A 19,662-nucleotide genomic window follows, 5' to 3' on the forward strand; every position below is an offset into this window, starting at 1 on the left:
CCAAAGTCGGGTCATAGGAACGGCACAGTCGCGGGCCCGAACGTTGAGGCATGGACACGATGACCCTCACCACCACGGGCACGGCGGGCAGCTCCGCACCGGCGCCCTCGGGGCCGGCTGAACCGCGCCCCCAGATCTCACCGACGCCCGCCGCAGCTCGTGCGGGTCGTCCGAACCGCCTCCAGCGCCTGTGGCGCGGCCCCGGTGCCGACCCGAGCTGGGCGCGTCCGGCGATGTTCGGCCTCCTCCTCGCAACGCTGGTCCTCTACACGTGGAACCTCACGGCGAGCGGCTACGCGAACTCCTTCTACTCCGCGGCGGTGCAGGCCGGCTCCGACAGCTGGAAGGCCTTCTTCTTCGGGAGCTCCGATGCCGCCAGCTCGATCACCGTCGACAAGCCGCCGGCCTCCCTCTGGGTGATGGCCCTGTCGGTGCGCGTCCTCGGCCTCAGCTCGTTCGCGATCCTGCTGCCGCAGGCCCTGATGGGCGTCGCGACCGTCGGAGTCGTCTACGCGACGGTCAAGCGCCAGTTCGGCGCGGCCGCCGGCCTCATCGGCGGGGCGGTCGTCGCGCTGACCCCGGTTGCGGCCCTGATGTTCACCTTCAACAACCCCGACGCGCTCCTCACCCTCCTCATGACGCTGGGTGCCTGGGCGACCGTCAAGGCGATCGAGCAGGCGTCGCCCAGGTGGATGATGATCGTCGGCGTCTTGATCGGCCTCGGCTTCCTCACCAAGACCCTGCAGGTGCTGCTCGTCGTTCCGTTCTTCGGCCTTGCCTACCTCATCGCGGCCCCGACGACGCTGCGCAAGCGGATCATCCACTCCCTGCTCGCCGTCGGCGCCATGGTGCTCTCGGCCGGCTGGTGGGTCGCGATCGTCGAGCTCATCCCGGCCTCGGCCCGGCCGTACATCGGCGGCAGCCAGTCGAACTCCTTCCTCGAGCTGACCTTCGGCTACAACGGGCTCGGTCGCATCAGCGGCGACGAGACCGGCTCGGTCGGCGGAGGCGGCGGCGGCGGCGGCGGTGGCGGCAACTGGGGGGCGACCGGACTGTTCCGGATGTTCTCCTCGAGCGTCGGCGACCAGATCTCGTGGCTCATCCCCAGCGCGCTCGTCCTGCTCGCAGCGGGGCTGTGGGTCCGGGGCCGTCGCCCGCGCACCGACCTGCGCCGTGCGGCCTACCTCGTCTGGGGCGGCTGGCTCGTCGTCACGATGCTCGTCTTCTCGTTCATGGCCGGCATCTTCCACGAGTACTACACCGTGGCCCTCGCCCCCGCGATCGGTGCCCTCGTCGGGATGGGCGCGGTCGAGGCGTGGCAACGTCGCTCCAACGGGGTCGGCACGATCGTCCTCTCGGTCGCGACCGCAGCGGCCGCGACCTGGAGCTTCATCCTCCTGTCGCGCACCACGGCATACGGAGACTGGCTGCGCATCTCGGTGCTGGCGGTCGGCATGGCGGCCGCCCTCCTGATGCTGGCAACGCGCTGGATCCACGTGCGTGCCGTGCCGCTCGTGCTCGCCGGAGCGCTCGTGGCAGGCCTCGCCGGCCCGGGGGCGTATGCCGTGTCGACCACCACCCAGGGTCACACCGGGTCGATCGTGACCGCGGGACCTGCCGGCTCCAGCCGCGGACCCGGCGGTGGCGGTGGCTTCGGTGGCGGCTTCGGCGGCGGCCTGCTCAACACCGAGACCCCCAGCACCGCAGTGGTCGCGGCCCTGTCCGCGAACGCCGACACGTTCACCTGGGTCGCAGCAGCCATCGGCTCGCAGACGGCGGCCGGCCTCCAGCTCGGCACGCAGCTGCCCGTGATGGCGATCGGCGGGTTCAACGGCTCGGACCCGAGCCCGACGCTGTCCCAGTTCCAGCAGTACGTGGCGAACGGCCAGATCCACTACTTCGCCAGCGGTGGCCGGGGCTTCGGCAACCAGAACGGCGGCAGCAGCGCCTCGTCGGAGATCAGCTCGTGGGTGCAGGCGAACTTCACCTCGGTCGAGATCGACGGTTCCACCTTCTACGACCTCACCCAGCCCGTATCGTCGGCGCAGTGAGTGCCGAAATGACTGACATGCACATCGGCGAGGCCACCACCGTGGCCTCGCCGATGGCGCGGATTCGCCTGTCGCGACAGGTGATCCGGTTCGCCGGGGTCGGCGTGCTCTCGACGGCGCTGCACCTCGGACTCTTCGCTGGGCTCGAGCACGCCGGCCTCGGGGCGCAGCTCGCCAACGGCGTCGCCCTCGTCATCGCGACGGTGTTCAACACCGCGGCCAACCGGGCGTGGACGTTCGGCGTCACCGGACGTGAGCGCATGGTGTCGCACCACGGCCAGGCACTCGTCATCTTCGCGATCACGTATGCCGCCACGTCCCTCGCGCTCGCGGTGCTCGGCCGGGTGGCCCCGGACTCCGGGACGGTCGTGCAGACCGGCGTCGTGGCCGTCGCGAACGTGCTGTCGACGGCGGTGCGCTTCGTCGCCATGAAGCGGTGGATCTTCCGTCCGGCGCAGGTCGCCCCCGTGCCGACCCCCGACGCCTGACTCCTGAATCCTGACTCCTGACTGACCCTCACGCGCCTCCCCTCCCGATCGAGAGAACGCTCCGTCACGTGACGGAGCGTTCTCTCGATCGGAGAGGGAGGGTGGCGACGAGTCGGCCGTAGGGTCAGTGGCAGGGTCAGTCGCGGTCGGCGTCGGCCGCGCAGGCCTCCCACCAGGGCTCCTGGTGCTCGGCGACGACCTCGTCGATGTCCTTGCCGCTCAGCTCGATCCGTGCGCCGACCTTCGGTGCGACGAGGCGTACGCCGCCCTCGGCCGCAGCTCGGCGGGCCCAGCGGATCGGCTCGCTCCACCAGTGCGTGGCGAGGTTGAAGGTGGCCCAGTGGATGGGCAGCATGACCGACTCGGTCTCGCCCTTGTTGAGGTCGAGGTGGGCCTCGATCGCCTGGGCCGGGTCGAGGTGGATGTCGGGCCAGTGCACGCTGTAGGCGCCGATGGGGATGATCGTGAGGTCGAACGGGCCGAGGTCGGCGCCGATATCGGCGTAGCGGTGGGTCGGACCGGAGTCGCCGCCGAAGAAGACGGCGTGCTCGGGGCCGCGCAGCGACCAGGCCGCCCACAGCGTCTGGTTGCGCACGAACCCGCGCCCGGAGAAGTGGCGCGCCTCGCAACAGGTGATGCGGATGCCGGCGACCTCGGTCTCCTCGCGCCAGTCGAGGCTCGTGATGCGGCCCGTCGGCACGCCCCAGGACCGCAGGTGCTCGTCGACGCCGAGGGGCACGACGTAGTGCGGCCGGTGAGTGCGCTCGAGCTGGCGGATCGACGGCTCGTCCAGGTGGTCGTAGTGGTCGTGGCTGATGACGACGGCGTCGAGGTGCGGGATCTCGGCGATCGGGCCGGGCACCGGGTGCAGTCGTTTCGGACCCGCGACGAGCGACGGCGAGGCACGGTTGCCGAAGACGGGGTCGAGCAGGAACCGCCGGCCGTCGAGCTCGACGACGCTCGTCGCGTGGCCGTACCAGGTGACGGCGAGGTCGGCGGGCTGCTGCGGGTGACGCGGTGCGACGAGGGGCACGGTGCCGCGCGGTCGTCCGCGGCCGAACTCGCGCACCATCGTGCTGAGCATGCTGCCGGGGCCCTCGGCCTCGGGCGAGGCGACGACGTGCGTCGGCTCGTGCGACCGGAACTCGCCGTCGCGGTAGTTCGGCGAGCCGGCGGCGCGGCCGCGCTGCGTCTCGGTCGAGGCGCCCATGCGGCGGAGGATCGGGAGCTGCACTGGCTTCTCCTGCCTGTCGTGCATCACGGTCGGCGGCCCATGGGGTGGGCCACCGTCATTCTCGTCCAGCGACGGGGGAGGCGCCCGAGTTCCCCTGTGGAGATCCGGTGACGCCCGGGTGAACGTCAGTCGCGGTCCTCGGCGGCGGAGCAGCCCTCCCACCACGCGTCGGAGTGTCCCTTGGCCACGGCCTGGGCGTCACCGGTGCCCAGGTCGACGCGCTGGCCGACCCGGGGGAAGGCCACGGGCACCCCGGCCTCGGCAGCGGCACGGCGCAACCGGCGTACGGGCTCGGCCCACCAGTGCATCGACAGGTTGAAGGTGGCCCAGTGCACGGGCACGAGGAGCGACTCGCGGGCCGCGGTGCGCACCGTGCGGGTCGTCTCGGTGAGCTCGCCCTCCTCGTGCTCACCGCCGGGGGTGTCGATGCGGTGGTCGTCTGCGATGAACCCGTCGGCCACGCCGGCCTCGTCGGCGACGAGTGCCTCGGCGTCGTCGCCGATGCGGTTGACGTCGCGGTGAGCGGCGAGGGCCTGCTCGGGGTCCATGTGGATGTCGGGCCAGAACGGGTCGTACGCGCCGACCGGCATGAGCGTGAGGTCGAAGGGTCCGAGGTCGGCGCCGATGCTGGCGAAGCACTTGGAGGTGCCTGAGTCGCCGGGAAAGTACGCGGAGTGTTCCGGGCCGCGCAGGGCCCATCCGGCCCAGAGGGTCTGGCTGTCGACGAGGCCGCGGCCCGAGTTGTGACGGGCCTCGGTGCAGGTCAGCCGGATGCCGGCCACCTCCGTCTCGCCGCGCCAGTCGAGGGCGGTGATGCGCTGCTCGGGCACGCCCCACGCGAGCAGGTGGGCGTCGACCCCGAGGGGCACGACGTAGCGGGGCCGGTGGGTCTCCTCGAGCCGGACGATCGAGGGCTGGTCGAGGTGGTCGTAGTGGTCGTGGCTGATGAGCACGGCGTCGATGCTCGGCAGGTCGGCGATCGAGCCTGGCACCGGATGGTGCCGCTTGGGCCCGACGTGCCGGATCGGGGACACGCGCTCGCTGAAGACCGGGTCGATGAGGAAGCGCGCACCGTCGATCTCGAGAACGGTCGTCGCGTGGCCGTACCACGTCACCGCGAGCTCGCCCGGTTGCTGCGGGGGCTCGGCCTGGACGACCGGCACGGTCCCGACCGGCTCGCCTCGCCCGTGCACACGGATGGCGGCGACCAGTGCGCTCGTCTGGGCCTTGATCCGCGGCCGCAGTGAGGGCTCCTGGCCATGGAAACGGCGACCCTTGAAGTTCGGGGAGTCCTCGACGAAGGGCAATATCGCGGCGGGCGAGGCGCCCATCCGGTGCATGACACGGACGAACTGGCGCGACCGGCTGCGCGACGAGACCTTCTCGATGGCGTGCGAGAGGGCCCGGACGGACGGGTGGTCTGAGGTGCCGAGGCTGCGCATCGGTGACCTTTCGAGGGGTGGTCGAGGGGTGTTCGAGGAGCGGGGTGGTGCCCCGAAAACGTACCCGGCCGAGGTGCTGCGTCAGCATGGTGTTGACATGACACCACAGTGGTGTCATAGTGATGCGCATGGACATCACCGAGTACGTCGACGCACTGCGTCGGGATCTCGCCCAGGCGGCCAGGGCGATGGGTCCGGAGACCGAGCAGGCCGCCGAGCGCATCGGCTTCGCACTGGACTCCTCCGCCCGCCTGGCCCTCATGGACGCGCTCTCGCACGCTGCGGCCGAGATCACCAATGAGCTCGACGGCACGTCGGTCGAGGTGCGGCTGCAGGGCCGTGAGCCCGTCTTCGTCGTCGTCGGGGGAGGCCCCGCGGCGCTCGCCGACGACACGCAGTCCATCCACACCGATGACACCACTGCGATGTCAGCCGACGAGGAAGGCCCCGAGACCTCCCGCATCACGCTCCGGCTCCCCGAGGTCCTCAAGGCCCGCGCCGAGGAGCTCGCGACCGGCCGAGGCCAGTCGCTCAACACCTGGATCGTCAACGCCGTGCGGGCGGCGACCTCGTCCGGCATCACCGTCAACATCGGCGCCCAGCTCGGCCCGCAGTTCGGGCCCGGCGCACCGGGGCGCAACCGCTCCTCCAACAAGCGGGTCCAGGGCTGGGTCCGCTGACGCGAACCCGCACACGACCCCGGCGCGACAGCACCGGCACCTCAGCACCAGCCACACGGCAAACGCCCTCTTCGAGACAAAGGACACCCCATGAGCACCAACCTCGAGACCCGCTTCGACACGACGGGTCCGATCAACCTCAAGGTCGAGCTCCTCGTCGGCGACGTCACGCTGACCGCGGGCGAGGCAGCGACCACCACCGTGCGGCTCGTCCCGCACGGCCGCAACGGCAGCGAGATGGCCGAGAAGTTCACGGTCGAGGCGCGCGGCAACGACGTCGTCGTCATCGCCCCCAAGATGCGCGAGGGCTTCTTCGCCCTGGGCACCAAGGGGTCGGTCGACGTCGAGGTCGAGCTGCCGGCGAGCAGCACCGTCGAGGCCAAGACCGGCGCCGGCGACGTCGCCGGCACCGGGCTGCTCGGTGACGTGCGGGTCAGCACCGGCGCCGGCGACCTCAGCTTCCACGAGGTCGGCTCGGCCCACCTCAAGTCCGGGTCGGGCGACCTGACACTCCAGTCGAGCCGCGGCGACGTCAACGCCAAGACCGGCTCGGGCGACGTCTCCATCGGCTCGGCCGGCGGGCGCCTCGACCTCATCTCGGGCAGCGGCGACATCGCGATCCGGCGCACCGACGCCGGCGTCAAGGCCCGCACCGGCTCCGGCGACCTGCACATCGACGCGAGCACCGGCGACCTCGAGCTGATGACCGGCACCGGCGACGTCGTGCTCGGCGCCGTGCACGGCGGCCAGATCCAGGCCAAGACCGGCACCGGCGACGTCAGCATCGGCATCGCCAACGGCGTCGCGACCTACCTCGACCTCAACAGCGTGACGGGCGACGTCGACGTCGACCTCGAGAGCGCCGACGGCCCCGGTGAGTCCGAGGCCCGCGCCAGCCTTTCCGTCAACTCCGGCAGCGGAGACATCCGCGTCAAGCGAGCGAAAGTGACCCTCTCATGAGCACCTACCCCGGCACCCTCAGCAGCACCCTCAGCAGCCCCCTCAGCAGCCCACTCAGCAGCACCGTCAGCCTGTCTCCCCAGGAGACCCTCGCCCGCGACCTGATCGTCGAGCGGGTCGCCGCGCGACACCACGCCCCCAGGGCCGCGCGCGTGCGTCGCACCGCCCGGGCCGCGATGCTCCTGCGCAGCCTGGCCGAGCGCCTCGACCCCTCGTCGGCGCGCGAGGCCACCGCGTCTGCGGCGCCGCAGCCGCCCCACGCGGGCAGCCCGCGGCCGTGGTCGGCCCAGCAGCGGCCCGTGGCCCGACGCACCCCGCACCGCCACAGCTGACCGGCCCTCCACGCCGGAGCCCGCCGCCCCCTCCCTGCGGCGGGCTCCGTGCTGCCCCCTCGTGGCGCGCGTGCGACGATCGGGGCATGTACGTCCCCCAGGCCTTCGTCATGGGCGAGCCGGAGATGCAGGACTTCCTCGAAGCGCGGGCCTCCGGCCATCTCGTCACGGTCGGCGCCGACGGGCTCCCCGACGCGACCCTCCTGCCGATCATCGTCGACGGCGACCGCGTGCTCGGCCACCTCGGGCGCAAGAACCCGCAGTGGGGGCGCATCGCGCCGGGCTCTCCGGGCCTCGTCGTCGTGTCGGGCGCTGACGCGTACGTCTCCCCGAGCTGGTATGCCGCCAAGGCCGAGCACGGGCGCGTGGTGCCCACGTGGAACTACACCGAGGTGCACCTGCGCGGAGCGGTGACCGTGCACGACGACCCCGACTGGGTGCTCGACGTCGTCACGCGGCTCACCGAGCGTCACGAGTCCCACCGCGACCAGCGTTGGCACCTCAGCGATGCTCCCGAGAAGTACCTGCGCGGACAGCTGCTCGGCATCGTCGGCATCGAGGTGGTCGTCGAGTCGGTCGAGGGCAAGGCGAAGCTCGGCCAGAACCGGTCGGACGCCGACCGGTTCGGTGCGGTCGAGGGACTCCGGGCCGAGCCGGGCGTGTCGTCCCACGTCGTGGCCGACGACATGGAGGCCGCTCTCGAGCGATGACGCGCGCCAGCGTGGTCGCGGGAACCCTTGCGGTGCAACGCTTGCCGAACGCATGCTGTCAGCACAGACGCCGCACAGGCACCGGCCCGAGGCTCGAGTCATGGACACGACACCCCGCCCCGCTCGCCCCGTTCCCCCGACCTCCGGCGGTGGCTACCGCAGCACGTTGCGCCGCGGTCTCGGTGCCGCCGGTGCCGCCATCGCCGTGGCCTTCGTCGGCACCGCAGCCCTCGGCGCCGGCCAGGCGCATGCCGCCGGGTTGGCCGGTGGGCTCACGCCCGTGAGGTCCGAGACGCAGCCGACGCCTCACCCGCGCCGTCACGGTGCTGCGCACCCGGCCAACCTGCCGGCCGCGACGACCACTGCCCACCGCTACTCGTTCCGCGACGGGCAGCTGATCGAGCTCTGACGGGTCTCACCGGCTCGGGTCGAGCCAGGCGTGCACGAGCGGCACGACCGAGGCGCCCTCGCCGCTCGCCGCCGCCACCCGCTTCATCGACCCGGCACGGATGTCTCCGGCGGCGAAGACACCGGGCACCGTCGTCTCGAGGCTCTCGGGCGGCAGGCCCTGGCGCCAGTGGTCCTGCGGGACGTCGCGACCGGTGAGCACGAAGCCCCGCTCGTCGCGGGCGACGTCGTCGGGCAGCCAGTCGCAGTAGGGCTCGGCGCCGATGAGCAGGAACAGGCCCCGGCACTCGCGCCGGGTCTCGGCGCCGTCGCGGACGTCGCGGGTCGTGACCGAGCCGAGCCGGCCGTCGTCGCCGGCGCCGCCCTCGACCACCTCGCAGCAGGGCTGGATCGTGATGCGCGGGTTGTAGCGGATCTCGCCGACGAGGTAGTCCGACATCGTCTCGGCGAGGCTCTCTCGGCGGACGAGGATCGTGACCGACCGGGCGAAGCGGGCCAGGTGGATGGCGGCCTGGCCGGCGGAGTTGCCGCCGCCGACGACGATGACGTCGGACCCCTCCATCTCGCGGGCGGCGGTCATGGCGCTGCCGTAGTGGACGCCGAGGCCGACGAGACGCTCGATGCCCGGGGCGTCGAGGCGGCGGTACTTCACCCCGGCGGAGATGACGACGGCGCGGGCGCGCACGTCGCCGCCCTCGGTGCAGAGGCGGTGCGGCTGGGGGTTGCCGGCGGCATCGGTGCCGCCGGCGACGAAGGTGGTGACCGGCCAGCCGGTGAAGAACTGGGTGCCGAAGCGGATCGCCTGGTTGCGCGCCCGCTGCGCCAACCGCATACCGCTGATGCCCCTCGGGAAGCCGAGGTAGTTGCGGATCATCGACGACGTGCCGGCTTGTCCGCCAACGGCTTCCGCTTCGAGGACCACCGTGGAGAGTCCCTCGGACGAGGCGTAGACGGCTGCGGCGAGACCGGCCGGGCCGGCCCCGACGATCGCGACGTCGACGACGCGGTCGACGTCGACGTCGGCCGGCCTGCCGTAGATGCGTGAGGCGACGTCGCGCACGCTCCTCGCGCTGCCGACCCGCTTGGCCATGTCCATGACGAGCGGGAACTCCGGCTCACCGCCCTCGGCCGCGAGCAGCTGCAGCACGTGCTGACCCTTGTCGCTGTCGGGCGCGTAGACCCGGTTGGGCATGCCCATGCGGTCGAGGTAGTCGCGGATGCCGAGCGTGAGCGCGTCCTCGACGGGGGAGACGATGGCGACGGCGACCACCTCCGGCTCGGCGACCGTCGAGCCCCAGTCGGAGAGCAGCTCGCAGATCGCCGTGTGGAACTCCTCGTCGCGAGCGCCGCGCGGCATCAGCAGGTACGCGTCGTACTTGCCCTTCGCCATGCCGCCGCGCAGGCGCTCGGCGTCCTCCCTGAAGGTCGACACGTGGGCGGCGATGACCCGGCGCGCGGTCGGCACGGTCTGGCGCCACCAGTGGAAGGCCTGGTGCACGTCGCCGTCGGGCAGCCGCGACTCGGTGACGAACATCGCCACCTGGCCCCCGTCGGCGACGACGCGCTTCGCGGCCTGCTTGGCCTCGTGCGCCGACGTGGCGGTGGGCAGCTCGTAGTCGCGGGCGTAGCGGCTGAACTCGTCGAGCAGCTGCTCGCAGCGCGTCTCGGACACCAGGATGATCGCCGGCTTCACCCTGTCGATCCTAGGAGAGGTGCCCCCGAGAACGTATGCCGTCGGGCTCAGTCGGGCTCAGTCGGTGGACGCCGTGACGCCGGCGGCCGGCCGGGCGTCCTCCGGTCGCTGCCGGAGCGTGAGCCAGAGCCGGTGCGCGGTGATCACCAGGAGCGCCCAGGCGAGGCCGATGAGCCAGCCTGCGACGACGTCGGTGAGCCAGTGGTGGCCGAGGAACACGCGGGAGAGTCCCATCGCGACGACGAACACCGTTGCCGTCGTGATGGTGACGACGCGCTGCCAGGTGGCGGTCGTCTCGATGAGGACGAGGTAGGCCACCACGGTCGTCAGGACCGTGGCGTTCAGTGTGTGCCCGCTCGGGAAGCTCGGCGAGATCTCGAGCGGCGGCACCGCGAGGCTCGCCGGCGGCCGGGCACGGTCGACGAAGTCCTTGCCGACGATCGTCATGGCGAGCGAGCCGACCGCGGCGACCACGGTGAGGACGATCGGCGTCCAGCGACGGCGCCGCCAGGTCACGATGGCGACCGCGACAGCGGCGAGGATCGGCATGCCGACCGGCCCACCGATGTCGGTGAAGGCGGTGACGGCCGAGTCGAGACCAGGGGACCGCAGGCCGACGGCTGCGTCGAGCACCGGCTGGTCGACGGCGGCGAGTGACCGGTTGGCCACGACGCTCTCGTATACGGACTCGATGCCCTCGACGAGCAGCGACATGACGACGATGGCGACGGCGGCGAACACGACGAAGGCCAGGTGCGCCGACGACCACTGCACGACCCGGGTTGCCGCTGACACCAGCCCTCGTCCGGCACGGGTATGCCACGACGTGAGGTCGCGGGCTCCGATCGTGTCGTCGGGAGTTGGCGGCCGGCCGGGTCGGGGCATGGGCCCATCCTCACCCATCCGGGCGCCCGGGTTAGACGTCCGCTGTGTCATCGGTCGCCGTCCCGCTGCCTCCGTGGACTGAAGGAGTCCCGGCCTTGCGAATGTCATTTCGCATCGATGGCTCTCGCCTCTTGATTCTCGCTCGAACTGGTGTTCGAATAGGAGTGAGAGGTGGAGGACGACAGGGGAGGTCGGCATGACGAGCGTCATGAGGACTGGCGCGACGCCGCCGGTGCCGACTGCTGCCCGACACGAGTCGGATGCAGTGCTGGAGCTGTCCGACCTCTCAGAGCTCTATCGCGTCCGGGCGCTGCATCGCGATCCAGTGCGCATCCATGACCGGTCGCCCGCAGAACGTGCCGTGCGGCGCGAGGTGGCCCGGAGCGTCCTGCAGCACCAGCTGCCCGCACTCGTCGCCGAACTCATGGCCGCGGCGACCGACGACCTCGCGGTCGAGCCACTCACCGAGGGTGAGGCGATGGCGAGCAGTGAGCTGCGGGTGATCGAGGCCGTGGAGCGGTGCAAGTCGGTGCTCGACGGTGTCGCGCTCGAAGCGCTGGCGCGGCTGGAAGTGACCATCGAGGCCACCGAGGACGCGAGGTTCGCTGCGCTCGGCCGCCCGCGACCGTCAGGCTGGGTCGGCGCTGCCGAGCTCACCGTGCTCGAGGTCTCCACGGCGACGGGTCTGGGGCCGCAGGAGGTCGGCGCTCGCCTCGACCTCGCGACCACACGCAGCCCGGGAGCGGTCGAGCTCCGGTCTCGCCTGTCGCGCGGCGAGGTGAGCCTCTACCGGGCCTGCGCCATCGAGCACGAGATCCGGCAGCTGCCGTCCGAGGCAGGGCCGGGCATCGTCGAGTCGACCCTCCGAGCGAAGGACGATGCGCCGCCCTCGCCGACGCTGTTCCGTCAGCGCCTCACTCGCACCTGTCTGGCCGCCGATCGTGAGGCCGCGGCCCGCAGACGTGTGGCCAGGAGGCGGCGCGGTGCCCATGCGCGCATCGACGGTGACGGCCTCGGGGTGCTCACCGTGACCAACGACGCCGACAAGGTCATCGCGGCGATGGAGCGCGCCGATGCTGTCGCTCGTGCCGCGCGGCAGGCCGGTGATCCGCGCTCGCTCGACCAGCTGCGCGCCGACGTCATCACAGACACGCTCGTCTTCGGCTGCGTCGACCTGTCACCACGACCCTCCGAACCTGCGGACGCCGCAGGCGCGGCCGGCATCGCGGGCGGCGTGGGCGCCCCGCGGGCGGTCCTTCTCGGACACACCAAGGCGGGACGTCGACCGGCCGCGCACGTCACGATCGTCGTTCCCGTCAGCACGGCCCTCGGGCTCGATGACGCGCCGTGCGAGATCCCCGGCTACGGGTGGGTCACGGCCGAGCATGCTCGGCAGATCATGCTCGGCCCCGACTCGACCTGGCGCCGGCTGCTGGTGGATGCCGAGACGGGCGCGGCGCTGAGGCTCGAGACGAGCGCCTACCGCCCGACCGCCGTGATGCGTGCACACGTCGAGGCCGTCGACGGCACCTGTCGCGGTCCGGGCTGCACGGTCCCGGCCGCGCGCTGCGACCTCGACCACGACATCCCGTGGCCGCACGGTCCGACGACCACCACCAACCTCACCGGCAAGCACCGGTTGCACCACAACGTGCGCACCCACGGTCACTGGCGGGCCGAGCGAGATCCCGACGACCACACGGTCCGGTGGCGCACGGTGGCCGGGCGCCGCTACACGAGCCGTCCCTGCGACTGGCTCGAGGTGCTCCGAGACTCACCGCCGCATGACCGTTCGAGCGATGACTCCGGCGAGCGCTCGCGCGACCCGCAGGAGATCGACGACCCACCGCCCTTCTGACCTTGCTCCGCCCGGGATCAGCCGCCGAAGTCCTGGGTCCAGTAGGCGCCGTAGGGGCCGCCGGTCGCGTAGCCCACGCCGATGGCCGTGTAGCGGCAGTTGAGGATGTTGGCCTTGTGACCCGGGCTCTTCATCCACGCCGCCATCACGGTCGACGGGGTGCGGTAGCCGGCCGCGATGTTCTCGCCGAGCCGCGAGCCGGTGTAGCCCTGCGCCCGGATCCGCTGCACGAAGGTGCGCCCGTCGGGCGAGGTGTGCGAGAAGTACCGCCGCTTGGCCATGTCGGCCGAGTGGGCCTGGGCCGCGCGGGCGAGGCGCGCGTCGGAGACGAGGCCGCGGCACCCGACCTTGGCGCGCTGCGCGTTGACGAGCTGGACCACCTGCTGCTGATAGGTGAGGGCGGCGCTCGCCGGTGCCGCCGCGGTCGCCAGCGGGGCCGCGGCCAGCAGGACGGTCAGGCCGGCGAGGACGGCCGGGCGGGTGCGACGCGAGCGGTCGGTGGGGGCGGGCGTGGTCTTCATGGTGCCTCCGGGTGGCGTGACTCCGGCCGTATGCCGTCCGGCCACGGTAGGCGCGTACGCGTCGGCGCGCCCGCGAAAGCGACAAAATGGACACCTCGAGTGCGGCTCCCGCTGTCGGCGTCAGCCGTGGCGCTCACGGTGCTCGGCCCGCCACGACGTGTACGCCTCGACCCGCTCCACGGCGTCCCATGCGTCCTTGAAGATGCGGGCCGACTCGGCCTTCACCGGGTCCTCGGGCCCGCGCTGGAGCTGGCGCCTCCCGTGCGATCCGCTCTGCCCGCGCCGTTCGGGCGGCACCGGGCCGTCGTACTTCTTCCCGTCCGGGTGGTTGGCGTAGCGCCGAGCCCGGGTGAACCCCATCTGGAGGTACTTGCGCGCGAGGTCCGCCCCCACGAAGTCGCCCGCGGCCAGGTAGGAGTCGAACCTGGACCGGATCGCCGCAGCGCTCTCACGCGCGACGTCGGGCGTGCGGAAGCGCCACAGCGGCAGCAGCTCGTCCTTGTACGGCTGCGCCCGCAGCACCCCCTGCTCGCCGCGCCCCACGCGGTAGAGCTCCGGATGGGCTCGCAGGTCGACGGCCGAGAGATCGAGTCCCTCGTACGGGTCAGCAGGCGGCGTCACCCCCTGACCATTCCCGCTCGAGCACCACCACCGTCGGTGCGGCTGGCTAGCGTGCCTCCCATGACCATCGAGGTGCGCCCCGCCACGCACGCCCGGTTCGACGACGTCGCCACGATGCTCGGCCCGACGAACCCGGCGAGCACCGTCTGCTGGTGCCTGAGCCACCGCCTCGACTCGAAGACCAGCAGGGCGCTGGTGGGCGCCGCTCGCGGGGAGTACGTCGAGAAGCTGACACGGCGCCGCGTCGCTCCGGGCGTGCTCGCCTACGACGGCGACGAGGTCGTCGGCTGGGCCGCGGTCGCGCCGCGCTCCGAGCTGCCCTTCGCGCGCTCGACGAAGATCCCGCACGTCGACGACCTGCCGGTCTGGTCGGTCTGGTGCATCCGCGTGCGACCCGGCCACCGTCGGCGCGGCATCTCCCTGCCACTCCTCGAGGGCGCCGTCGACTACGCCCGTCAGAAGGGGGCGCCGGCCGTCGAGGGCTACCCCGTCGACAACCACGGAGCCAAGGTCGACCTCACGATGGCCTACGTCGGCACCCGCGGGCTCTTCGAGCGTGCCGGCTTCACGAAGGCCGCCGACACCGACTCCGTCTCGGGTGGCTTCCCCCGCGTGGTCATGCGCCTGGCGCTGTCCTAGGGTCGGCGCCATGACGGTCGTCGGTGCAGACGGACTCGCCCGCCCCACGTGGGCCTCGGTCGACCCGCTCCTCATGGAGTACTACGACACCGAGTGGGGCGTGCCGATCCGCGACGAGCGCGGCCTCTACGAGCGCATCTGCCTCGAGGGGTTCCAGGCCGGGCTGTCCTGGGCGACCATCCTGCGCAAGCGTCCCAACTTCCGCGCTGCCTTCGCGGACTTCGACCCCGACGTCGTGGCCGCCTTCACCCAGGGCGACGTCGAGCGGCTGCTCGGCGACGCCGGCATCATCCGGCACCGCGGCAAGATCCAGGCGACGATCACCAACGCCCGGGCCACGATCGCGTTGCGCGACGAAGGCGGTCTCGTCGACTTCGTCTGGGGCTTCCAGCCCACCGACACGCCGCGCCCCGACACCCACGCCGACGTGCCGACCGTCTCCGACGAGAGCAAGGCGCTGTCGAAAGCCCTGCGCAAGAAGGGCTTTGCCTTTGTGGGGCCCACGACGATGTATGCCCTCATGGAGGCGGTCGGAATCGTCGACACGCACCTGCTCACGAGCCACCGCCGCGGCAGCTCCGGCGTCTGGCCGGCCTAGCCGAGGATCGCCTTCGCGGCGTTGTGGCCCGGGATCGAGCTCACTCCGCCGCCACGCCGGGCGCCGGCGCCGCCGAGCAGCATGTTGGCGTATGCCGTCTCGACCCCCCAGGTGCCCACCTCGGCGTCGCGCTCCGCCCAGGGCCACTGCAGCGAGCGGTGGAAGATGTTGCCGCCCGGCAGGCCCACGGACTGCTCGAGGTCGACGGGGCTCTTCACCTCGATGCAGGGGTTGCCGTCCGTGTCGCGCAGGAGCACCGACTCGATCGGTTCGCCGAGCACCGAGTCGAGCGACCGGATCGTCGCGAGCAGCGCCTCCTTGGTGGCGGTCTCGTTGTCCTCGCGGAAGAGCCGTGCCGGCAGGTGCAGGCCGAACAGCGTCAAGGTCTGCGCCTCGCTCGAGGCGAGCTCCGGCCCGAGGATCGAGCGGTCCGACAGCGTGTGGCAGTAGATCTCGCACGGTGGCAGGTCGGGGATGTTGCCGGCCGCCGCCGTGGCGTACGTCTGCTCGAGCTGGCCGTAGCCCTCGTTGATGTGGAAGGTGCCGGCGAAGGCGGCAGCCGGGTCGACGGCCGCATCGCGCAGGCGGGGGAGCCGGGTCAGCAGCATGTTGACCTTCAGCTGTGCGCCCTCGACGTCGGGCTCGGTCTCGACCGGGGCGGTGCCGGACGCCGCGAGCAGCCGGTTGAGCACCGTCGGGGCGCACGCGGCGACGAGCGACGCTCCCGACGCGCTGCCGCTGCCGGCCGATCCGCCGGCCCACGCCACCTCGCCCGTCGACGGGTCCACCGACGTCACGTCAGCCCCGGTCACGATGGTCGCGCCGGCCGAAACAGCCGCTGCGGCAAGGGAGTCCGTCAGGGCCCCCATGCCACCCACCGGCACGTCCCAGTCGCCGGTGCCCCCACCGATGAGGTGGTAGAGGAAGCAGATGTTCTGGCGCAGGTCGGCCTCGCCCAGCGAGGCGAACGTGCCGATCAGCGCGTCCGTGGCGATGATGCCGCGCAGGGTGTCGTCGCTCGTCACCGACTCGATGAGCTCGCCGATCGGCTGCGTCGTCAGGGCGTCGAAGAGGGCGTCGTCGCCGGCCAGCGCCCGCACGTCGTCGCGTGACCGCAGCGGCTCGAGCACCGTCGGGAAGAGGCGCTCGGCCACGCGCCCCATGCGTGCGTAGAAGTCGGTCCAGCCGGCATACGCGTCGTCGCTGCCGGTCAGCCCGCGGAAGGCCGCTCGGGTGGCCGCCTCGTCGGCGTTGTCGACGAGGAGCCCGCGGTCGGGGTCGGCCGGCACCGGCGTGTAGGAGGAGAACCGCCGCCGGATCAGGCGCAGGTCGAGGTCGAGGTCGGTGAGCACCTGCCGCGGCAGCAGCGACACGAGGTAGGAGTAGCGCGACAGTCGGGCGTCGACGCCCGTGAAGGCCTGGGCGGACACAGCAGCGCCGCCCACCCGGTCCGAACGCTCGAGGAGGAGGACGGTCCTTCCCGCGCGGGCCAGGTAGGCGGCGGCCGTGAGGCCGTTGTGACCGGCCCCGATGATGATGTCGTCGTAGCGCACCCGGTCAGACTAGGTGGCCCGACCGGGCTGCGCCCGACGACCTCATCACGACTTCATCGCGACCTCGTCGCGGTCACCGCGTCGTCGCGGCCTGCCGCTGCGACCACGCGCGGTCGGCCGCGTCGATGCTCGCACGGCTGCGCAGGTCGACCCCGGCCCGCTTGGCCGCGGCCTTCGCCCGGGCGGTCGTGAGGTCGGGGGTGGCGACCTTCTCCGGCGTGATCGTGCGGTCGGCGGCGGCATACCTCCTGTTGCCCGCGGCGATGGCGTCGGCCGAGTAGGTGGTGGCGCCCGCCCTGGCGGCGAGCGTGACCCCGAACGCCGGCTTCGTCACGACGGCATACCCGTCGCGGTGGCCCGCGACGTTCGGGTGGTAGCTCTCGCTGATCGGGTTGGACAGTCCGTTGAGCCACTCCGGGCTGTCGCAGACGGCGTGCCCGACGAACTTCTGGGCCGGGTTGACGAAGGTGAAGCCACGGGCCGCGGCCGCGCTCGACGTGCGCGAGTTGAGCAGGTCGGCGGTCGCGTTGAGCCGTGACTCCTCCGTCGGGGAGAACCACGTGAAGGCGTTGCAGTCCTCGCCGTTGAAGATGTGCGGGTAGCCCACGACGATGACTTTCGCGTTCGGCGCCTTGGTGCGGATCGAGGAGTAGAGCGTCGACAGGCGTCCCGGCAGCGTGTTGTTGATGACGCTCTGCGCGCCGTCGATCGCACCGTTGCAGTCGCTCATCCAGGCCGGCTGCGCGCACTCGGTCAGCACGTCGGCGAAGCCGGCGTCGTTGCCGCCCACCGAGATCGTCACGTATGCCGTCGAGCTCGAGAGCGCCGACAGCTGGGTGTTCGTCACGTCGGCGACCGTGGCGCCCGAGCAGGCGCGGAAGGTGAGCGCGAGGCCGAGCGAAGCCGCGTCGAGCGACGGGTAGGCGTAGACGGAGCGCTGGCACGAGGTTCCGTCGCTGATGTAGGTGCGGGTGCCGGTGCCCGACGAGTACGAGTCGCCGAGGGCGACGTAGGAGCCCCCCGCAGCGACGGCCGGCGGGCTGAGGGCGAGGGCCGCACCGATGCCGACGAGGCTGGTGAGGCCGGCCCCGAGGGCTCGCCTGCGGCTGGTTGAGGTGGGGGAGCTGGAGGACCTGACGGACTTGCTCTTCACGACACACTCCTTTGTGGGTGGAAGGCTGATGACGCCGAGCACTGCAGACCACGCGAAAGGGCGCCGACCCTCGCTGGTGTGCTGCGGGTCACACGTCCCGTACCGGACAGTAGGGCCCGGCGGCCCACCCCGCGAGCCGAACTTCCCCCTGCTGCGCCGCGGGGCGGCCGTCACCCGTCCGGGGTGATGCCGGGCGGGTGCGTCCCGACCGACGATGAGGGCCGACGGCCTCGCCCCGACGTCGTCACGACATCGGAGGGATTCCATGACCACCCTGAAGGAAGGGCCGATCGGGCCAGTCGACCTGGCCGTCATCGGGTTCCGCGGAGACCTGCAGCAGGGCGGCATCCGGGACGCCGTCGCCAGAGCCGTCGACCGCGGTGCCGTGCGAGTGCTCGACGTCCTCCTCGTCCACAAGGACGACGCGGGCCGCGTCGTCCTCCACGACGCCGAGTCGCCGGAGGGCGCGGAGGATCTGCTGGGCTTACCGACGCTGATGCCCGATCTCGTCGGCGAGGACGACGCGATGGCGATCGCGGCGGAGATGGACCCGGGCACGACGGTCCTCGTCATCGCCTGGGAGAACGCGTGGGCCGCCGAGATCGCCACCGCGGTGCGCGACCTCGACGGGGAGCTGCTCGTGCTGGAGCGGCTGCCGCGCGAGGACGTCGAGGTGGCGATCGGCGCCGTCGACCCGAGCAGGGAGAGGTCATGAGAGGACGCAGAGGAAGGCCGGGCCTGCTCGGGCTCGCAGCCCGGACGGCCGTCGTGGCCGGCACGGCAAACGCCGTGAGCGGCGCCATGCAGCACAACCAGCAGGCGAGGGCCCAGGCCGCGGCTCCTCCGCCGATGGCCGCGCCGGTCGCCGCGCCGGTCGTCGCGCCGGTCGCCGCGCCGGCGGCCCCCACGACCGAGGACCTGCTCGGTGCTCTCGAACGCCTTGGGGTCCTGCGTGCGCAGGGCATCCTCACCGACGACGAGTTCGCTCAGCAGAAGACCCGTATCCTGGCGGGCTGACCGCGGCGCTTCCTCACCCGCCTCCTGACCGGATCGGCCTAGGCTGGCCGTGGACTCGTGGCCCGACTCGGGGCCCGACCCGTGGCCCGAGGGGGTCGTGGCGACAGGAGGACTGACCGTGGGCTTCCCCGAGAACGTGCTGGCCAAGAGCGAGAAGGTCGAGCGCGACCTGCACCCGCACTGGCTCACCGTGGTCGTGCCGACGATCTTCGGCGTGCTGCTCGCCGCGGCCTGCATCGCCATCGCGGTGGTCACCCCCGACGACACCGCCGGCAACCGCATCCAGTGGGTCGCGATCATCGTGCTCGTCGTCGTCGCGGTCCCGGCCGTGGTGGTGCCCTACCTAGGGTGGCGCACCACGCACTACGTCATCACGTCGCACCGTGTCATGGTGCGGCGCGGCATCCTCACCAAGAACGGCAAGGACATCACCCTCTCGAAGATCACCGACGTGAGCTTCGAGCAGACCGTGCTCGACCGCCTCATCCGGTCGGGGTCGCTGCACATCGAGTCCGCCGGCGACAGCCCCGACGAGAACCTCGCGAACATCCCGCGCAGCAACGAGGTGCAGCAGCTGATCAACCGGCTCATCGACGAGGACGACCTGCGGCGCCGGCGCCACGGCAGCGGGGCTCTCGGGGACGACTACGACGACGCCTCCGACGACGGCCCCGACGTCGGCGCCTACGAGCGCCCCGACGACACGACCGCCATCCCGCGCTCGCGCCCCGAGCTCGCCGAGGAGCGCCGTCGCCGACCCCGCGACACCGAAGAGCAGGACTGAGACCGTGGATGCCACCAGCGCCTACCGCGCCGCTC

The 19,662-nt window shown here is 72.0% G+C and carries 21 protein-coding genes; 13 read left to right on the top strand and 8 right to left on the bottom strand.

Annotated features, from left to right (window positions below; genetic code table 11):
- Positions 1-50 precede the first annotated feature (50 nt).
- Positions 51-2,051: an ArnT family glycosyltransferase gene (locus AB4091_RS19740; protein WP_442294191.1), complete on the top strand. Its 2,001-nt coding sequence runs from the start codon at positions 51-53 to the stop codon at positions 2,049-2,051.
- An 8-nt stretch (positions 2,052-2,059) separates the two neighbouring features.
- On the top strand, positions 2,060-2,539 hold the full coding sequence (locus AB4091_RS19745) for a GtrA family protein (RefSeq protein WP_442294193.1): 480 nt from the start codon (positions 2,060-2,062) through the stop codon (positions 2,537-2,539).
- Between the two features lie 136 nt (positions 2,540-2,675).
- On the opposite strand, the gene AB4091_RS19750 is transcribed toward AB4091_RS19745, so the two are convergent.
- Both AB4091_RS19750 and AB4091_RS19755 read right to left on the bottom strand, forming a co-directional pair.
- Entirely contained in the window at positions 2,676-3,749 is a 1,074-nt protein-coding gene (locus AB4091_RS19750) for an MBL fold metallo-hydrolase (protein ID WP_442294195.1), read from the bottom strand.
- A 149-nt stretch (positions 3,750-3,898) separates the two neighbouring features.
- A complete protein-coding gene (locus AB4091_RS19755; protein ID WP_442294197.1) occupies positions 3,899-5,215 on the bottom strand; it encodes an MBL fold metallo-hydrolase in 1,317 nt (438 codons plus the stop codon).
- Between the two features lie 128 nt (positions 5,216-5,343).
- On the opposite strand from AB4091_RS19755, the gene AB4091_RS19760 reads away from it, so the two are divergent.
- The 5 genes from AB4091_RS19760 (at position 5,344) to AB4091_RS19780 (ending at position 8,306) form a co-directional block, all read left to right on the top strand.
- Positions 5,344-5,895 carry a toxin-antitoxin system HicB family antitoxin gene (locus AB4091_RS19760; protein ID WP_442294199.1) on the top strand — a complete coding sequence of 184 codons (552 nt, stop codon included), beginning with the start codon at positions 5,344-5,346 and terminating at the stop codon, positions 5,893-5,895.
- Between the two features lie 90 nt (positions 5,896-5,985).
- The gene (locus AB4091_RS19765; protein WP_442294201.1) at positions 5,986-6,855 is read left to right on the top strand and encodes a DUF4097 family beta strand repeat-containing protein; all 870 of its coding nucleotides are present in this window, start codon (positions 5,986-5,988) and stop codon (positions 6,853-6,855) included.
- Positions 6,852-7,187, top strand: a complete 336-nt coding sequence (locus AB4091_RS19770; RefSeq protein ID WP_442294203.1) for a hypothetical protein — start codon at positions 6,852-6,854, stop codon at positions 7,185-7,187. The genes AB4091_RS19765 and AB4091_RS19770 overlap by 4 nt, the downstream gene beginning before the upstream one ends.
- Positions 7,188-7,273: 86 nt before the next feature.
- A complete protein-coding gene (locus AB4091_RS19775) occupies positions 7,274-7,897 on the top strand; it encodes an FMN-binding negative transcriptional regulator (protein WP_442294205.1) in 624 nt (207 codons plus the stop codon).
- 100 nt (positions 7,898-7,997) lie between these two features.
- On the top strand, positions 7,998-8,306 hold the full coding sequence (locus AB4091_RS19780) for a hypothetical protein (RefSeq protein ID WP_442294207.1): 309 nt from the start codon (positions 7,998-8,000) through the stop codon (positions 8,304-8,306).
- 6 nt (positions 8,307-8,312) lie between these two features.
- Here the strand turns inward: AB4091_RS19780 and AB4091_RS19785 are convergent, their stop codons facing one another.
- Entirely contained in the window at positions 8,313-9,998 is a 1,686-nt protein-coding gene (locus tag AB4091_RS19785; RefSeq protein ID WP_442294209.1) for an FAD-dependent oxidoreductase, read from the bottom strand.
- A 57-nt stretch (positions 9,999-10,055) separates the two neighbouring features.
- The gene (locus tag AB4091_RS19790; protein ID WP_442294211.1) at positions 10,056-10,883 is read right to left on the bottom strand and encodes a phosphatase PAP2 family protein; all 828 of its coding nucleotides are present in this window, start codon (positions 10,881-10,883) and stop codon (positions 10,056-10,058) included.
- 196 nt (positions 10,884-11,079) lie between these two features.
- Here AB4091_RS19790 and AB4091_RS19795 point away from each other — a divergent pair, with 196 nt between their 5' ends.
- Entirely contained in the window at positions 11,080-12,741 is a 1,662-nt protein-coding gene (locus AB4091_RS19795; protein ID WP_442294213.1) for an HNH endonuclease signature motif containing protein, read from the top strand.
- 17 nt (positions 12,742-12,758) lie between these two features.
- On the opposite strand, the gene AB4091_RS19800 is transcribed toward AB4091_RS19795, so the two are convergent.
- Positions 12,759-13,262 carry a CAP domain-containing protein gene (locus tag AB4091_RS19800; RefSeq protein ID WP_442294215.1) on the bottom strand — a complete coding sequence of 168 codons (504 nt, stop codon included), beginning with the start codon at positions 13,260-13,262 and terminating at the stop codon, positions 12,759-12,761.
- Positions 13,263-13,382: 120 nt separating this feature from the next.
- Complete coding sequence (locus AB4091_RS19805; RefSeq protein ID WP_442294217.1) at positions 13,383-13,883, bottom strand: DUF4385 domain-containing protein; 501 nt, start codon at positions 13,881-13,883, stop codon at positions 13,383-13,385.
- Positions 13,884-13,943: 60 nt separating this feature from the next.
- On the opposite strand from AB4091_RS19805, the gene AB4091_RS19810 reads away from it, so the two are divergent.
- Positions 13,944-14,522, top strand: a complete 579-nt coding sequence (locus tag AB4091_RS19810) for a GNAT family N-acetyltransferase (RefSeq protein ID WP_442294219.1) — start codon at positions 13,944-13,946, stop codon at positions 14,520-14,522.
- Positions 14,523-14,532: 10 nt separating this feature from the next.
- Positions 14,533-15,120: a DNA-3-methyladenine glycosylase I gene (locus tag AB4091_RS19815; protein ID WP_442294221.1), complete on the top strand. Its 588-nt coding sequence runs from the start codon at positions 14,533-14,535 to the stop codon at positions 15,118-15,120.
- Here the strand turns inward: AB4091_RS19815 and AB4091_RS19820 are convergent.
- On the bottom strand, positions 15,117-16,673 hold the full coding sequence (locus AB4091_RS19820) for a phytoene desaturase family protein (protein ID WP_442294223.1): 1,557 nt from the start codon (positions 16,671-16,673) through the stop codon (positions 15,117-15,119). The genes AB4091_RS19815 and AB4091_RS19820 overlap by 4 nt on opposite strands.
- 73 nt (positions 16,674-16,746) lie before the next feature.
- A complete protein-coding gene (locus AB4091_RS19825; protein ID WP_442294225.1) occupies positions 16,747-17,826 on the bottom strand; it encodes an SGNH/GDSL hydrolase family protein in 1,080 nt (359 codons plus the stop codon).
- A gap of 265 nt (positions 17,827-18,091) precedes the next feature.
- Here AB4091_RS19825 and AB4091_RS19830 point away from each other — a divergent pair, with 265 nt between their 5' ends.
- The 3 genes from AB4091_RS19830 to AB4091_RS19840 are packed head-to-tail and all read left to right on the top strand — an operon-like array spanning position 18,092 to position 19,627.
- Positions 18,092-18,541, top strand: coding sequence for a DUF6325 family protein (locus AB4091_RS19830; protein ID WP_442294227.1), 450 nt, complete (start codon positions 18,092-18,094; stop codon positions 18,539-18,541).
- Positions 18,538-18,843 carry an SHOCT domain-containing protein gene (locus tag AB4091_RS19835; protein ID WP_442294229.1) on the top strand — a complete coding sequence of 102 codons (306 nt, stop codon included), beginning with the start codon at positions 18,538-18,540 and terminating at the stop codon, positions 18,841-18,843. Before AB4091_RS19830 ends, AB4091_RS19835 begins: the two co-directional genes overlap by 4 nt.
- A gap of 49 nt (positions 18,844-18,892) precedes the next feature.
- Positions 18,893-19,627 (top strand): PH domain-containing protein, encoded by a 735-nt coding sequence (locus AB4091_RS19840; RefSeq protein WP_442294231.1) that lies wholly within the window; start codon positions 18,893-18,895, stop codon positions 19,625-19,627.
- The last annotated feature ends 35 nt before the right edge of the window (positions 19,628-19,662 follow it).

The sequence above is a fragment of the Terrabacter sp. 2RAF25 genome, from assembly GCF_052115265.1.
Classification (GTDB): Bacteria; Actinomycetota; Actinomycetes; order Actinomycetales; family Dermatophilaceae; genus Terrabacter.